Raw genomic sequence first — 14,294 nt, 5'->3', positions numbered from 1 at the left:
CGAAATCGTCAGACGCCGACTACGGGGTCCGATCGGCAGTCACGAGGCGCGCCTCGCGGACATTGGTCTTCGTGCCGGCGCGGCGCAGGCACGAGGTCTCGAAGTTCGGCCAGGCCTGCTGCGAGCAGTCCTTTCCGATGCTGCGGATGTCGAGCCGGTCGCTCTTGGCCAGCGGCTGCGGCACGCTGGCTTCGACGGTGGGGGCGAAGCCCGGCAGGAGGGTGAGGCCCGCGGCAACACATGCAGAGAGTGCGATCGCTGAAAGGGTCTTGATCATTGACGGTCCCCTGTGATGCGGCCGCTCACGCCCTGTGTGCGGCCCGTCATTCGTTGACCGGATTGGTAACCATGACCAGTTTCGGGACGTCTTCGCCGATGCGGGAAATGGTTTCGTTCTCGCTCCGTTTTGTTTCGTGGCTGCCTGGGGACGAAACAAACCAGCCATTGCCGACACGTCCGGCGAGACATTTCCGGGCGACGTGGCAGGAAGCGGGCAAGGAAGCGGGCAAGGAACCTGCCCGGCTTGCCGGGCCGGGCCGGGCGCGGTAGGAGGGAGCCATGCCGCGCATTGCCTTCTATCCCGGTTCCTTCGATCCCATCACCAACGGCCACCTGGACGTGGTTCGGCACAGCGCTTCGCTGTGCGACAGGCTCGTGGTCGCGATCGGGGTGCACCCGGGCAAGAAGCCGCTGTTCTCGACCGAGGAACGGTTGAAGATGCTCCGTGACGTCTGCGGACCCGTGGCAGCCCAGGCTGGCTGCGTGCTCGAGGCCGTGACATTCGACGATCTGTCGGTCACCTCGGCGCGCAAGCACGGCGCGACGATCATGATCCGGGGCCTGCGCGACGGCACCGACCTCGATTACGAGATGCAGCTCGCCGGCATGAACGAGGCGATGGCGCCCGAGGTGCATACGGTCTTCCTGCCGGCCTCTCCCATGGTCCGCCCGATCACCGCCACTTTGGTGCGCCAGATCGCCGGCATGGGCGGGGATGTCTCGGCCTTCGTCCCGCCGCAGGTCGCGGCACAGCTCAAGGCAAAATTCGCCGGATAACGGCCCGCTTCCTTTCTCATCCTGACCGGAGTTGTCATGATCCGAATTCTCGCAGTTCTTGCCGCGCTTCTGTTCGCGGTGCCGGCGGTCGCGCAGCAATTGCCGGCGAACCTCGACAAGGCCAACGCCATCGTCATCGACAGCACCAAGGGTCGCATCGTCATCAAGCTCAGGACCGACATTGCGCCGCAGCACGCCGAGCGCATCAAGCAGCTCGCGCGGGAGGGCTTCTACAACAACGTGCCGTTTCATCGCGTGATGGACGGCTTCATGGCGCAGACGGGCGACGGCCAGAATTTCAACGGCACCGGCGGCTCGAAATACCCGAACCTGAAGCAGGAATTCTCCAAGGTGCATTTCGCCCGTGGCATCGTCGGCATGGCCCGCCGCGGCGACAGTGTCGACAGCGCCAACTCCCAGTTCTTCATCATGTTCGCCGATGGCGGCAGCCTCGATGGCCAGTACACGGTGATCGGCGAGGTCGTGCAGGGCATGGACGTTGTCGACAAGCTGAAGAAGGCGCCCCCGGGCTCGCCAGGAGGCGCGGTCGCCGATCCCGACAAGATGGTGAAGGTTCAGGTCGCCTCCGACATCAAATAGGAGCGGCCATGGCGCGCCGCGGTGGCAAGCTCCTGCTGGTTGCTGCGATGCTGGTGCTCGGCGTCTCGAGTACTGCCGCCGAGGACGCGCAGGTCAACACGATCCAGGACATCTTCCGGCACCTGCGCACCTGCTGGAGACCGCCGTCGCCGGCCAAGGCGCGCCCACTCGACATCACTGTCGTGGTGAGCTTTAACCGGGCCGGAAACATTCTGGGCCATCCGAGGATTACCTATGAATCCGCGGAGGCCTCCGACAATGATCGGCTGCAATACCGGATCGCGGTGATGGAAGCGTTGCAACGCTGCACGCCGATGCCATTTACCGATGCAATGGCCGGCGCCGCCGCAGGACGTCCATTCGCGATCCAGTTCCGCAGCCGGAAGACTTCACCCCCAACGCAAGAGAGACGAGCATGAGCGCCACCGAAAACACCCTGATCCTCGAGACCACGCAGGGCCCCGTCACCATCGAGATGCGGCCAGATCTCGCGCCCGGCCACGTCGCGCGCATCAAGGAGCTCGTGCGCGAGGGCTTCTATGACGGCATCGTGTTCCACCGCGTGATCGAGGGCTTCATGGCGCAGACCGGCTGCCCGCACGGCACCGGCACCGGCGGCTCCGGCAAGAAGCTGAAGGCCGAGTTCAACAAGGAGCCGCATGTGCGCGGCACCGCCTCGATGGCCCGCGCCGCCAACCCCGATTCCGGCGACAGCCAGTTCTTCATCTGCTTCGACGACGCCCGCTTCCTCGACAACCAGTACACGGTCTGGGGCAAGGTCACTGAGGGCATGGAGAACGTCGACAAGATCAAGCGCGGCGAGCCCGTGATGAATCCCGACAAGATCGTCAAGGCGCGGATGGCGGCCGACAAGGAATAGTCACTCATTCCGGGGCGCACCTTGGCGTGAACTATGGTGCGCAATTGGGCTCCCGAGAATCTCGCGCCACAATCTCGGGATTCCGGAGCGCCGCGCTCGAGGCGCGGCGTCCGGAATGACGGCGATAGTGACACATGCGCACCGATCTCTTCGATTTCGACCTGCCGCCCGGGCGCATTGCGTTGCGCCCGGCGAGCCCGCGCGACTCTGCGAAAATGCTGGTGGTGGCGAACGGCGCGTTGCGTGACCAGACCGTCGCCGACCTGCCGCAATGGCTGAAGCCTGGCGACCAGCTCGTCGTCAACGACACCAAGGTGATCGCGGCGCAATTGAAGGGCCGCCGCATCGGTCGCGAGACCGAGCCGAAGATCGAGGCGACCCTGATCAAGCGCCTCGACGGCTCGCGCTGGCAGGCCCTGGTGAAGCCGGCGAAGAAGCTCACGGCTGGCGACCGCATCCGCTTTGGCAATGAGGGCAAGGTCTGTCTGCTCGGCCATCTCGACGCCGAAGTCGAGGCCAAGGGCGGCGAGGGCGAGGTGACGCTGTCGTTCTCATTCCATGGCCCTGCGCTCGACCAGGCGATCGCCGATCTCGGCAGCCCGCCGCTGCCGCCCTACATCGCCTCGAAGCGCACGCCCGACGATCAGGATTTTGCGGACTACCAGACTATGTTCGCGGCGAACGAGGGCGCGGTGGCGGCTCCGACCGCGGGGCTGCATTTCACGCCGGCACTGGAGCAGGCGCTGCACGAGCGCGGTGTCGGCATCAACCGTGTGACGCTGCATGTGGGGGCAGGGACGTTCCTGCCGGTCAAGGTGGACGACACCGAGGGCCACAAGATGCATGCCGAGTGGGGCACGATCTCGGCCGAAACGGCGGAGCGGCTCAACACGGCGCGAAAGAACGGCGGCCGCATCGTTGCGGTCGGCACGACGTCATTGCGCCTCTTGGAAAGCGCGGCGGGCGAGGATGGCTCGATCCAGCCGTACGCGGCCGAGACGTCGATCTTCATCACGCCCGGGTATCGCTTCCGCGCGGTCGATGTCCTGATGACCAATTTTCATCTGCCGAAGTCGACGCTGTTCATGCTCGTCTCGGCCTTCTCCGGGCTCGAGACGATGAAGCAGGCCTACGCGCACGCCATCGCGAACGGCTACCGGTTTTATTCCTACGGCGACGCGTGCTTGCTGTTTCGGGCGGTGCCGTAGCCCGGATGAGCGAAGCGATATCCGGGATTCCGTCTTCGCAGCTTCCCGCATGTCGCTGCGCTCATGCGGGCTACAGCACTGCCGGAGGGTGGGCAAGAGCGCGAAGCGCCGTGCCCACCATCCATCTGCATAGTTGAGGTCGATAGACCTCTACGCCATCACCCGCTGCGGCAGCAGCTCGGCGATCTGCACCGCGTTCAGCGCTGCGCCCTTGAGCAGCTGATCGGCCGCCACGAACATCGAGATCGAATGGCCGCTAGCGTCGCTGAGGTCCTTGCGGATGCGGCCGACCAGGACGTCGTCCTGGCCCGAGGCGTCGATCGGCATCGGGAAGTAGTTCCTGGCGCGATCGTCGACGACCTTCACACCCGGCGCCTGCGCCATGATGGCGCGGACCTGGTCCTCGGTAATCGGCTTCTCGCATTCGAAGGTGATGGCCTCGCAATGGGCGCGCAGCACCGGCACGCGGACGCAGGTGACGCCGACCGCGATGGTGTCGTCCTCGAAGATCTTGCGGGTTTCCTTGATGACCTTGGTCTCTTCGTCGTTGTAGCCGGTCTCGGGATCGACGGCGGTGTTGTGGTTGAAGAGGTTGAAGGCGTAGGGGTGCGGCATCACCCTGGGCGTATAGACCTGCCCGTTGAGGTTGGCGCGGGTGGATTCGACGAGCTCGTCCATTGCGGCGGCGCCTGCGCCGGAGGCCGCCTGATAGGTCGAGATGATGACGCGCTTGATGCGGTTCTGCTGGTGGATCGGCCACAGCGGCACCAGCGCGGTGATCGCGGCGCAGTTGGGGTTGGCGATGATGCCCTTGTGGTCGCGGATGCGGCTGGCATTGATCTCGGGGATCACCAGCGGCACGTTCGGGTCCATGCGGAAGGCGGAGGAGTTGTCGACCACCACGGCGCCGGCCTTGACCGCGATCGGCGCGAACTTCCTGGAGATGCTGCCGCCGGCGGAGAACAGGGCGATGTCGACGCCCTCGAAGGCGCGCTCGGTCAGCTCCTCGATGACGACGTTCTGGCCGCGGAACGACACCGTCTTGCCCGCCGAGCGGGCGCTGGCGAGCGCCTTGAGTCTGCCGACGCGAAAGCTGCGCTTGTCCATGGTGGCGATGAATTCGGCGCCCACCGCACCGGTGACGCCGACAATCGCGACGACGGGATCGTTACTCACTTTGTCCTCCATTGCTTTTGAAATCCAGACAACAAAAAAGCCCCGGACCATCGAGGGCGGGGCTTCGGTAGAGCTGATGCGTTTTCGTCGACGACTACGCGCGCACGCCTCCCCGGGCCCCTGAGGCCGTGGTGGTTTTGGTCGTGCGTTTGGTGGTCGTGAACATGGCGGCGACTTATGCGGGAGAGTCTTGCGGCCGTCAATGGCTTTTCGCCCCGGTCGATACCGGGGGAAAATCTGTCGCTATCGGGCCCGGGCGCCCGGCGGCTCCAGGATGACCTCCTTGAGGTCGTCGCCGCTGATCACCACGATCGCAAAATTGAGCCGGCCGCGTTCGCGCACGAGGCCGCCGCTGATGGCCTTGCCCGAGGCTGCGCGCTCGGCGACGCGCACGGCATCGGCAAGGCGGTGCCTGATCGCACCCAGCGCTGCGAGGTTGCTGCGGTCCTCGTTGTCGAGCTCGGTGAGGGGCAGGGCGGCCTCGCCACCGACGAGCTCGCCGGTCGCGGCATTGATGGTGTGGCGCCAGATCCGGTCGTTGTGCAGGGTCTTCACCCGGTAGACCGGCACGTCCGAAGCGCCGTCGAAACTCACATCGGCGGTGGTGGCGCCGGCATGGCGGGCTTCCGCGATCGCCATGGCCTGACTGATCGTGATCGACGAGCTGCGGAAGCGTTCGATCTCGCGGCCGACTGCCTGGCGGTCTGCTTCGGCATCACCATCTGTGTCGTTGTGGAGCGCGGTCGGCGTGCTCGCGGTCACGATCGCCTGCGCCGGTGCGGCGAGGAGCAGCGCGGGCAAGGCGATCGCAAGCAGTTGCGAGGTCCGTCGTCTGGCTGTCGTCATGATCGAAACCTTCGGCCTGCGAGTGTGCCGGATGAACGTAAAGAATTCGCGGCCGGCCCTGGGCAAGGCCGGCCGCGGAACGCCGCGGCGGGCTGCACCTGCCGTGACGATCGAAGCGGTCCGGACCTCTTTTGGGGCTGGTGAAAAAAGCGGCCCGTACCAGCTTATAACTAAACCATACCGTATCGTTTTGTTTTGGTCAATGCCCTTGCGACGCCCCCTTGGGGGAAAGAGCGTGATTTCACGGAAACGTCAGCGGGAGGAGCGGCGCCGCGCCGGACCCTTTGCGGCGTCCTGGACCCGGTCGGCAGGACCCAGCGCACCGGCGAGGAACAGTTTGATCGCGATGCGCATGCGCTTCTCGGCCGATTTCGGCTCGAGCGCAGTTCCGAACGTCGCCATGCGGTGGGTGTGTCCGACGACGACGTCGAGGAACACCTCGGCTGCGATGGTGGTGTCTTCGACATCGAGCGCACCTTGCGCCACCAGATGGTCGAAGAAGCGCGCGGTGGTGGCGACGGCCTTGAGCCAGCCTTCCTCCTTGCCGAGCTTGGCGACGTCAGGGAAGTTGATGGCCTGTGACGTCATCATGCGGCTGAAGGCGACCGCGTCGGGACCACAGGTGAATGAGAGCATCTCGCGCCCGATCTCGACCAGCCGCTGCTCGACCGAGATGTCGGCGGCGCTGCTCAGCTGGGTCTCTGCCGCGGCCGACAGCGGCGCGAGCCAGCGCGCGATCTCCCGCCTCAGTACGGCCGCGAACAGCCCGCGCTTGTCGCCATAGCGCGAATAGACCGTGGGCTTGCTCACTCGGGCCGCTTCCGCGACCGCGTCGAGCGAGGTCGCCTCGAAGCCGCGATCCAGGAAAAGGCGGGTGGCGACCTCGATCAGCCGCTGGTCGCGCTCGATCGCGGCGGTTTTCGTCGGCCGGCCGCCGCGGGATTTCGGCATCTCGCGCCGCGGTGCTGCCGGTTTTGTCCTGGTCGCAGTCAATCCCATGCCCAATGATTCCTGCGCGTTTCTGACAGTCGTCTTTGCTCTATAACGTGCAGCAGCCGGGGCGTCATCGCGAATCTGGCCGAATTGGCCGCATCGTCAACGGCCTCGACACGGCCTCGTTCCGTCGCGCGGACTCACGGAAGCGCCGAGGTCCAGGCCTGGCCGGATGCTGCCTTCTCGTATCCGTACTGATACAGCGCCCGCATATAGGTGGTATCGAACCCTTCGGAGGGCGGGGCGGGGTAGTCGCGCGCGATGTAGGAGAGATGGAAGCCCAGTCGGTTGCGCTTGGCGAAATCGTAAGTCGAGAGGATGATCGAGCGCGTCTGCGACTGGGTGATCGCCGACAGGCTGCGTGAGGCAACGTCGATGGTGCCGTTGGAGACGAGCTCGAAGTTGCGTTCGATCTTCTTGTTGACGAGGATGTAGATGTCCATCTTCGCACTGCCGGGCAGGCGGCCGCCCTGGAACAGCAGGGCTTCCGGCAATGTCAGCACCGGGGCCGTCACGCCGCCGTCGACATGCATCTCCTGAAACTTGCGGCCCTGGCCTTCGGCGTCGATCATGATCGGCGGAAACACCAGCGGAATGCTGGCCGAGGCCGCCATCACGTCGCGAAACAGCTTCAGGGCCTCGGGCGTTCCGACCGAGGCGATCTTGCCCATGTCCCAGATCGCAGTGCGCTGGGTGTCGAGGTCCGTCGTCACCACCAGCAGTGTCCGACCTTTCGCATGCTCGCGCGCGACCTGGGCCATGATCTCCGGACCGACATAGCGCGCGACCAGCTCGCGCAGCCGCGTGTTGCCGAACAGGCCGGATCCAAACAGCACGCGCACGATGCTGGGATCGTTCAGGAGGCTCTCGGCGATGCCGCTGGTGTAGACCTCCTTCAGCGTGTCGTCATATTGCGGGCCGAGGAAGGCGAACGGCGCGATCAGGCCGCCGGTGCTCACGCCCGAGACGACCGAGAAGGAGGGGCGGGTTCTGGCCGCGGTCCAGCCGTTGAGCACGCCGACGCCATAGGCGCCGTCGGCGCCGCCGCCGGACAGCGCCAGATAGGATCTCGTCGCGGTGCTGTTGTCCTTCTCGAAGCTGAACTTCGTGACGGGATCGTCCGCGTAGCGCCGGAGGCCGTCGATATCGAGCACGCGCGACGTGCTGGCTTCAGCGGCCGTATAGGGCGTGCGCGGCAGGGAGGTGCAGGCGCCGAGCGCCAGGCCGCACACCAGGACCAGCGATCCGGTCAGGCGGACACAAGTCTGCCTGATCCGGTCACACGAGGAGACGGATGCGTCGGTCGAACACGAAGGGTGAGGCATTGTCGGTGGCTGGCGATCACGCGTTTACCGCCGCCGGCAAATTCGCCACGGCATTCTCGTCCAGCCCCCAGGAAGAAACTACACGGTATCGTTTTGTTTGACAAGGTGGACCGCACCGATCCTCGCGCTGGTTGATGTCCCAGTCTGGAGCACAAATCCGCTGGAGCGCGGTCTGGCGGGTTGATCGGCCTGCCCCGACACGCAATAAGCACCGCCATGAATCCGGACAATGGTCTCCCCAATCACTTTGAATTGCTCGCCGTCGATGGGGCCGCGCGCACTGGGCGGCTGACCACGCCGCATGGCCTGGTGCGGACGCCGGCCTTCATGCCGGTCGGCACCGCGGGTGCCATGAAGGGGATGCACTGGCGCGAGGTGCGCGATGCCGGCGCCGACATCGTGCTCGGCAACACCTACCACCTGATGCTGCGTCCGAGCGCCGAGCGGATCGCCGCGCTCGGCGGATTGCAGCGGTTCACCGGCTGGAACGGACCGATGCTGACGGATTCCGGCGGCTTCCAGGTGATGTCGCTGGCGGATTTGCGCAAGGTCAGCGAGAACGCCGTCACCTTCCGCTCGCATATCGACGGTGCCAAGGTCGAGCTGTCGCCGGAGCGCTCGATCGAGGTGCAGCGTTTGCTCGGTTCCGACATCGCCATGCAGATGGACGAATGCGTACGGCTTCCGGCCGAGCGCGCCGACATCGAGCGTGCGATGCAATTGTCGCTGCGCTGGGCCGAGAGAAGCAAGCGCGCCTTCGAGAGCGCCCCCGACGGCTACATGTTGTTCGGTATCGTGCAGGGCGGCGACATCCCCCAACTACGTCATGCGAGCGCCGAAGGTCTCGTTGCGATCGGCTTTCATGGCTATGCGATCGGCGGTCTTGCGGTTGGCGAACCGCAGGCAGTGATGCTGGCGATGATCGACGAGACCGCACCATTGCTGCCGAGAGAGCGCCCGCGGTACCTGATGGGCGTCGGCACGCCCGACGACATCCTCGAAGCCGTGAAGCGCGGCATCGACATGTTCGATTGCGTGATGCCGACGCGCAATGGGCGGCACGGCGTCGCCTTTACGCGGTTCGGCCAGGTGAATCTGCGCAATGCGCGCCACGCCGACGATCCGCGTCCGCTCGACGAAGAGAGCTCATGGCCTGCGGCGCGCAACTACGCGCGTGCCTATCTGCACCATCTCGTCAAAGCGGGCGAGACGCTGGGCGCGATGCTGCTGTCCGAGATCAATGTCGCTTACTACCAGTTCCTGATGCAGGGCATCAGAGGTGCGATCGCGCAGGGAAAATTCGACGAGTTCTATCAGCGCACGCGCGAGGACTGGGCGAGGGGCGACATCGCCCCGCGCCAGGTCAGTTGCAAGTGAAGCGTTGCTTCAGGGCGTGCTTGGTCACGAAGCCATAGCCGCAATTGTCGCAGGTCCAGAGATAGCTGATCATGTGGTCCGAGACGTAGGCGGATGCTTCGGCGGCGACCATGGAGTCGGCGCAGACGGGACAGGTCGGCAGCTCGCTGCAACGAGGATCGCGGGTCGACGCGACGGTCGGCAACACTTCAGCAATTGCTGACATCGTGGACCTCCCTGTTTGAAGTATAAACCTAACATAAGCAGAAGCGGTTGACGAGGTCGCAACACAAATGCGTAGCTTTTCTGATTTTACCGCTCACGTGATTTTGCGATGCAGCGTATTTTACATGTGCCGCATTGTCGCTTGCGTGTCGCCGCAAGCTGTCTGTAACTGCGCAATGGTCGGGACGGAAATGCAGATCGTTGCCACAGGGAGTTCATCATGGACGCATCGTCCACCACGGGTGCAGCGCACCAAGCCGGCCGCGGCCGGATCTATGACTCGATCGTCGATGCCTTCGGCAACACGCCCGTTGTGCGCTTGCGCCGGCTGCCCGGCATGCACGGCGTAAACGCGACCATTTTGGCAAAACTTGAATATTTCAATCCTGCAGCAAGCGTGAAAGACCGCATCGGCGCGGCCATGATCATCGCGATGGAGAAGGCGGGCATCGTCAAGCCCGACACCGTGCTGATCGAGCCGACCTCCGGCAACACCGGTATTGCGCTCGCCTTCGTGGCGGCTTCGCGCGGCTACCGGCTCAAGCTGGTGATGCCGGAGTCGATGTCGATCGAGCGGCGCAAGATGCTGGCTTTCCTCGGCGCCGAACTGGTGCTGACGCCAGCAGCGCAAGGCATGAAGGGTGCGATCGCCGCCGCCGAGGAGCTGGTGAAGACGACGCCGAACTCGGTGATGCCGCAGCAATTCAAGAACCTCGCCAATCCCGAGGTGCACCGCCGCACCACCGCGGAGGAAATCTGGAACGACACCGGCGGCAACATCGATTTCTTCGTGGCCGGCGTCGGCACCGGCGGAACGATCACCGGCGTCGGCCAGGTGCTCAAGCCACGCAAGGCCTCGCTGCGTGTGGTTGCGGTCGAACCGGAGGAGAGCCCGGTGCTGTCGGGCGGACAGCACACGCCGCACAAGATCCAGGGCATCGGCGCCGGCTTCATCCCTGACATCCTCGACCGCGCAGTGATCGACGAGATCGTGAAGATCAACTCGACGACGGCGATTGAGACCTCGCGCGCGCTGGCACGGCATGAAGGCATTCCGGGCGGCATCTCCTCGGGTGCGGCGATCGCGGCCGCGCTGCAGATCGGCAAGCGGCCGGAAGCTGCGGGAAAAACTATCCTGGCGATCGTGCCGTCGTTCTCCGAGCGCTATCTCTCGACAGCGCTGTTCGAAGGAATCTAGCAGATGGCGGATCAACCGAGACGACCGCGCACGCTTGGCGATGCTAGGACCGAAGCGGAGGCGGCATTCAAGAAGGTGACCGCCAAGGTCGCCGCGGCGCCGCCGAAACAAAGCGCCGTTCCCGGCATCAAGGAGCAGGTCACCCTGCGCATCGACCAGGACGTGCTGGAGTTCTTTCAGGAGGGCGGTCCAGGCTGGCAGGACCGCATCAACGAGGCGCTGCGGAAAGCTGCGGGGAAGTAGGCACCAACTCGACACCACTGCGAGGACGACCAAAGAAAAAAGCCCGGCGTGAGCCGGGCTTTTGTGTTGTCGATCTCGCCTCGGCTCAGCGGCGGAACATGCCGCCCATCATGCCGCCGACGACACCGCCGACGAAGGCCGCACCGGCTGCATCGCCGGGACTGCTGCTGCGTTGAGGTGCCGGTGCCGGCCCACTGCTCGGAGGTGGAGCGCTAGCGCGCCGGGCCGGCTTCTGGCTGGTGTCGCTGGCGGTCGCTGGGGCAGCGACGATCTCCGCGAGCAGGGCCTTGTGCTGGTTCTTGTTGAGATAACCCGACGAGGGATAGCCGCGCGCGGTCTGCCAGCGCTTGAGCACGGACCGCGTCTCGTCGTTGAATACGCCAGTCTGCTTGGTGTCGAACCCTAACGCTGTCAGTCGACGCTGCACGTCGCGGCGCTTGTTCTTGTCGAGGCCGATCTGGTCCTCGGTGACTTGGGTGGCCTCGTCGGTGAAGGTAGCGGGATCGACGCCGGCGTTGAGCGTGCGGGTCGCGGTCGAGGCGCCGCTCTTGATCGCCGCGAGGCGCGCCAGCGCCAGCGCCTTGAACTGGCCGTTCGGGTAGGCGGTGAGGTAGGCGTTGAGCTCTTCGGGCTTGTTGGACTCCTTGACCGAGCGCCAGTATTCGAGCTCGACACCATCCCCGGCCGCCGCCGGCGCGATGCCGGACGCGGTCGGCGCCGCGTTGGCGACCTGGGTCATCGGCGCCTGATTGAGATAGACGGAGCCCGTCAGGTTGGTGTGGCCCCAGGGCAGCTGGCCTTTGCGGGTCTCTTCATTGACCTGGGCGCGCACCGACGTCATCGCCTGCTGGATCTCGACGCCGGGCTTGGTGATGTTGTCGATCAGCGCGCGGGTGAACGGGCTGTTGTTGCCCTCCTGGCCGTCGAGCGCGGTCTGGCCTGGGCCGGTGGCGAAGGCGATCAGGGTGCCTTCGCCGGACTTCATCTCGGCGAGACCGCTCTGGACGTTGACGCTGCGGGTCGCCGCGTTCGACTTGATCTTGGCGGCGAACGGATTGTCGCGGCAGGCATCGAGGAAGACGAGCTTGACCTTGGCATCGCCCATGGTCTGCTCGAGCGTCAGGTCGATGTTGATGGCGGCGCCCAGCTTGACGTCCATCTCCGACTTGATGTCGGCATCGACGGGCAGAAGGTAGTTGGTGCCGCTGACGGCGATGCCGTGGCCGGCATAATAGAACAGCGCGATGTCGGAGCCCTGCGCCTTGCGGCCGAAGTCGAGCAGCTTCTCCGTCATCTGGTCGCGGCTGAGATTGGACCCCTCGATCACCTCGAAGCCGACATTGCGCAGCGTGGCCGCCATCGCCTTGGCGTCGATCGGCGGGTTCGGCAATTGCGCGACGTTCTTGTAGGAGCCGTTGCCGACGACGAAGGCGACGCGGCGGTCAGCCTTGGCGGCACTGATCGACAGTGCCATGCACACCAGCGAAGTGAGGAGGGTGAGATAGCGCATTCTGAAATCCCCAGAATCGAATTGCAGGCAGCAACAAATTGGCAACGAACCTACACGAAGTCCCCGACGTCGCGCCACCAAAACGGCCGGTCCGTTGCGTCAACCCGCTGCTGTGTGGCCGAATGTGCACGATGGAGTGTCCCTCCAACGTGATCCAGATCACACGGCCACTTCGTTTTGTCGCGCGAGGCGGCGCGAGGTTCACCGCGCGCGAGCGGCAACGGGCGAAGCGGGCTTCAAATTCAGCAAATTACCGCCCAGGATCAGCACCGCGCCGAGCACGGTCCAGGCGTCGAGCCGCTCGGAATACAGTAGCCAGCCGGCGGTCGCGGTCAGGGGGACCCGCAGGAAGTCCATCGGAACCACGATCGTCGCGTCGGCGTAGCGCATCGCGCTGGCGAGGCAATAGTGTGAAAATGTGCCGCAGACGGCGATCACGCCGACCCAGGCCCAGACATAGACCGATGGCCAGGTCCAGACGAACAGCGTCGGAATGAAGCCTGCGGCGGATTGCACCACCAGCATCCAGAACAGGATCGAGAGCGCACTTTCAGTGCGGGTCAGCGATTTGACCAGCGCCATCGACACGCCAAATCCCATGGCGGCCCCGAGCGCGATGAGCTGGCCCGGATTGATCTCCCCGGTCGCGGGTCGGACGATGACGATCACCCCGACGAGTCCGAGCACGATGGCGGCGATCTTCCATGGCGTCATCCGCTCGGACAGGAAGCTTGCCGCGAGGATCGCCGTCCAGATCGGCATTGTGAACTCGATCGCGACCACCTGGCCGATCGGAATCAGCGTCAGCGCGAAGAACCAGCCGAGCTGGGCGACATAGTGCACCAGGTTGCGCCCGACATGCTGCGGCAGGCGTGATGTCTTGAGCACCTTCAAGCCGCCGGCGCGGTAGATGATCGGCGAGAGCAACACGAAGCCGACCAGCGATCTCACCTCCATGATCTGAAAAACATTGAGTTCGCGCGTGGTCTCGCGCCCGGCAATCGCCATGACCAGCATCAGCGACAGCCAGCCGGCCATCCACAGTGCAGCCATCGTTTTGGACGGTGTCGCGCTCATTGGGGCAGGATGCCGGAGGAAGGAAACCCGAAGGGACGGTCGGTATCGGCGACATCATCGGCGTTTGCAACGGCCAAATCTGCGGATGCAGCGATGCAGGGTGTCGTGCTAGGCATCTCTGGACAACGAGAAGATCGGAGGAGCGTCGCTCATGCATATCTTGCAGCCGGCCGAGTGGAAAAACCCGCGCGGCTTTTCCCATGGCGTCGTGGTCGAGGGGCCGGGGCGCTGGGTGGTTCTGGCCGGCCAGACCGGCGGCGACGAGGCCGGCAATTACGCGTCCGACATGGCAGCGCAGGTCGCGACTGCGCTGAAGCGGATCATCAAGCTCCTGGGCCAGGCCGGCGCCGGCCCCGAGCACATCGTCCGCCTGACCTGGTACCTGACCAGCCGCAGCGAGTATGAAGCGGCCGGTGCTGGCATTGGTGCGGCCTGGAAGGAAACGCTCGGGCGAAATTTCCCGCCCTCGACGCTGCTCTATATCGGTGGCCTCGTGGACGACCGGGCCAAGGTCGAGATCGAGGTCACGGCGTTCGTGCCGGACGCGTAAAAAATCGACCCGGCGAAGCCGCCGGGCCGATTGTCAAAAGTGTCGTCCGCC

Annotated in this window: 18 protein-coding genes; 9 read left to right on the top strand and 9 right to left on the bottom strand. The window is 65.0% G+C overall.

The annotated features are described in order from the left end of the window. Positions 1-19: 19 nt before the first annotated feature. Positions 20-277: a hypothetical protein gene (locus ABIA42_RS14950; protein ID WP_271528258.1), complete on the bottom strand. Its 258-nt coding sequence runs from the start codon at positions 275-277 to the stop codon at positions 20-22. Between the two features lie 46 nt (positions 278-323). After that, positions 324-560 carry a hypothetical protein gene (locus tag ABIA42_RS14945; protein ID WP_370112731.1) on the bottom strand — a complete coding sequence of 79 codons (237 nt, stop codon included), beginning with the start codon at positions 558-560 and terminating at the stop codon, positions 324-326. On the opposite strand from ABIA42_RS14945, the gene coaD reads away from it, so the two are divergent. The 5 genes from coaD (at position 559) to queA (ending at position 3,744) form a co-directional block, all read left to right on the top strand. Next, positions 559-1,056 carry a pantetheine-phosphate adenylyltransferase gene (gene coaD / locus ABIA42_RS14940; RefSeq protein WP_194393844.1) on the top strand — a complete coding sequence of 166 codons (498 nt, stop codon included), beginning with the start codon at positions 559-561 and terminating at the stop codon, positions 1,054-1,056. The two genes, ABIA42_RS14945 and coaD, sit on opposite strands and share 2 nt — an antisense overlap. Before the next feature lie 36 nt (positions 1,057-1,092). Then, positions 1,093-1,656: a peptidylprolyl isomerase gene (locus tag ABIA42_RS14935; RefSeq protein ID WP_271528260.1), complete on the top strand. Its 564-nt coding sequence runs from the start codon at positions 1,093-1,095 to the stop codon at positions 1,654-1,656. Positions 1,657-1,664: 8 nt separating this feature from the next. After that, positions 1,665-2,075, top strand: coding sequence for a hypothetical protein (locus ABIA42_RS14930; protein ID WP_370112734.1), 411 nt, complete (start codon positions 1,665-1,667; stop codon positions 2,073-2,075). Then, positions 2,072-2,536 (top strand): peptidylprolyl isomerase, encoded by a 465-nt coding sequence (locus ABIA42_RS14925; RefSeq protein WP_370112736.1) that lies wholly within the window; start codon positions 2,072-2,074, stop codon positions 2,534-2,536. Before ABIA42_RS14930 ends, ABIA42_RS14925 begins: the two co-directional genes overlap by 4 nt. 134 nt (positions 2,537-2,670) lie before the next feature. After that, positions 2,671-3,744: a tRNA preQ1(34) S-adenosylmethionine ribosyltransferase-isomerase QueA gene (queA, locus tag ABIA42_RS14920; RefSeq protein WP_370112738.1), complete on the top strand. Its 1,074-nt coding sequence runs from the start codon at positions 2,671-2,673 to the stop codon at positions 3,742-3,744. A gap of 150 nt (positions 3,745-3,894) precedes the next feature. Here the strand turns inward: queA and ABIA42_RS14915 are convergent, their stop codons facing one another. The 4 genes from ABIA42_RS14915 to ABIA42_RS14900 form a co-directional block, all read right to left on the bottom strand. Next, entirely contained in the window at positions 3,895-4,932 is a 1,038-nt protein-coding gene (locus tag ABIA42_RS14915) for an aspartate-semialdehyde dehydrogenase (protein WP_370112740.1), read from the bottom strand. Between the two features lie 231 nt (positions 4,933-5,163). Beyond that, positions 5,164-5,766: a PepSY domain-containing protein gene (locus ABIA42_RS14910; protein WP_370112742.1), complete on the bottom strand. Its 603-nt coding sequence runs from the start codon at positions 5,764-5,766 to the stop codon at positions 5,164-5,166. Positions 5,767-6,018: 252 nt separating this feature from the next. Beyond that, entirely contained in the window at positions 6,019-6,765 is a 747-nt protein-coding gene (locus ABIA42_RS14905) for a TetR/AcrR family transcriptional regulator (protein ID WP_271528266.1), read from the bottom strand. 134 nt (positions 6,766-6,899) lie between these two features. Next, a complete protein-coding gene (locus ABIA42_RS14900; protein ID WP_370112744.1) occupies positions 6,900-8,084 on the bottom strand; it encodes a patatin-like phospholipase family protein in 1,185 nt (394 codons plus the stop codon). A gap of 216 nt (positions 8,085-8,300) precedes the next feature. On the opposite strand from ABIA42_RS14900, the gene tgt reads away from it, so the two are divergent. Continuing rightward, the gene (tgt, locus tag ABIA42_RS14895) at positions 8,301-9,461 is read left to right on the top strand and encodes a tRNA guanosine(34) transglycosylase Tgt (protein ID WP_370112746.1); all 1,161 of its coding nucleotides are present in this window, start codon (positions 8,301-8,303) and stop codon (positions 9,459-9,461) included. Here tgt and ABIA42_RS14890 read toward each other — a convergent pair. Next, positions 9,448-9,666 carry a hypothetical protein gene (locus tag ABIA42_RS14890; RefSeq protein ID WP_271528269.1) on the bottom strand — a complete coding sequence of 73 codons (219 nt, stop codon included), beginning with the start codon at positions 9,664-9,666 and terminating at the stop codon, positions 9,448-9,450. The genes tgt and ABIA42_RS14890 overlap by 14 nt on opposite strands. A 219-nt stretch (positions 9,667-9,885) precedes the next feature. Between ABIA42_RS14890 and cysK the strand changes: the two genes are divergently transcribed. Both cysK and ABIA42_RS14880 read left to right on the top strand, forming a co-directional pair. Then, entirely contained in the window at positions 9,886-10,863 is a 978-nt protein-coding gene (cysK, locus tag ABIA42_RS14885) for a cysteine synthase A (RefSeq protein ID WP_370112748.1), read from the top strand. Positions 10,864-10,866: 3 nt separating this feature from the next. Beyond that, complete coding sequence (locus tag ABIA42_RS14880; protein WP_035678505.1) at positions 10,867-11,106, top strand: BrnA antitoxin family protein; 240 nt, start codon at positions 10,867-10,869, stop codon at positions 11,104-11,106. Positions 11,107-11,191: 85 nt separating this feature from the next. Here the strand turns inward: ABIA42_RS14880 and ABIA42_RS14875 are convergent, their stop codons facing one another. After that, entirely contained in the window at positions 11,192-12,616 is a 1,425-nt protein-coding gene (locus ABIA42_RS14875) for a caspase family protein (RefSeq protein WP_370112751.1), read from the bottom strand. A 201-nt stretch (positions 12,617-12,817) separates the two neighbouring features. Next, complete coding sequence (locus ABIA42_RS14870; RefSeq protein ID WP_370112753.1) at positions 12,818-13,693, bottom strand: DMT family transporter; 876 nt, start codon at positions 13,691-13,693, stop codon at positions 12,818-12,820. 151 nt (positions 13,694-13,844) lie between these two features. On the opposite strand from ABIA42_RS14870, the gene ABIA42_RS14865 reads away from it, so the two are divergent. After that, entirely contained in the window at positions 13,845-14,243 is a 399-nt protein-coding gene (locus tag ABIA42_RS14865; RefSeq protein WP_370112755.1) for a RidA family protein, read from the top strand. Positions 14,244-14,294: the final 51 nt, after the last annotated feature.

The sequence above is a fragment of the Bradyrhizobium sp. USDA 327 genome (assembly GCF_041262065.1).
Classification (GTDB): Bacteria; Pseudomonadota; Alphaproteobacteria; order Rhizobiales; family Xanthobacteraceae; genus Bradyrhizobium; species Bradyrhizobium liaoningense.
Note: the sequence above shows the minus strand (reverse complement) of the source record. Positions and strands in the feature narration are given on the sequence as shown.